The 651-nt window shown below is 52.1% G+C and carries 1 protein-coding gene and 1 pseudogene; both read left to right on the top strand.

Translation table 11 applies throughout. The annotated features are described in order from the left end of the window. Positions 1-384 (top strand): phosphatidate cytidylyltransferase (locus ACTHUR_RS15010; protein ID WP_440399403.1); only part of this gene is annotated, 384 nt, incomplete at its 5' end. Positions 385-417: 33 nt separating this feature from the next. Next, a pseudogene (locus ACTHUR_RS15015) lies at positions 418-651 on the top strand (SIMPL domain-containing protein); the annotation flags it as partial.

Consider the following 651-nt stretch of genomic DNA (forward strand, 5'->3'; position numbering starts at 1 on the left):
ATTATGGGCTTGGTGTGGGTGGCCGATATTGGCGCGTATTTCTGCGGCAAGTCGTTTGGCAAGCGCAAAATTGCGCCGACCATCAGTCCGGGTAAAAGCTGGGAGGGTGCGATCGGCGGCGCATTGTGCGTTGCCGTGTACATGACCATCGTATGGAAAGCCGGTTGGCTGACTTTTGAAGCCGGTTGGTTCAAAACGATTTTGATCGGCTTGATTCTGACCGTGGTTAGCGTGTGCGGCGATTTGCTGGAAAGCTGGCTCAAACGTGCGGCCGGTATCAAAGACAGCAGCAATCTGTTGCCGGGACACGGCGGCGTGTTCGACCGTGTGGACAGCCTGATTGCCGTTATCAGCATTTATGCCGCTTGCGTATATTTGTTTTAAACCGCCTGTCTCACGTTGTTGAGGGAGCTGATTATGTTCGAACAAAAACAGATTTCATCTTTATCGATTTTGGGCGTATTGTTGGCACTGGGATTGATGGCTGCGGCGTTTATTTTGGGCGTGCAGTTTAAGAATCTGCGCCAACCGGGGACGATTACTGTAAAAGGTTTGGCGGAGAAAAACTTCCAATCCGACAGCGCTACGTGGAATACGGGCGTGAACGCGCACGGCGAGAGCTATCAGGAAGTTTTGGATTTGCTGACGGCA

Source organism: Neisseria sp. P0021.S007 (assembly GCF_051956855.1).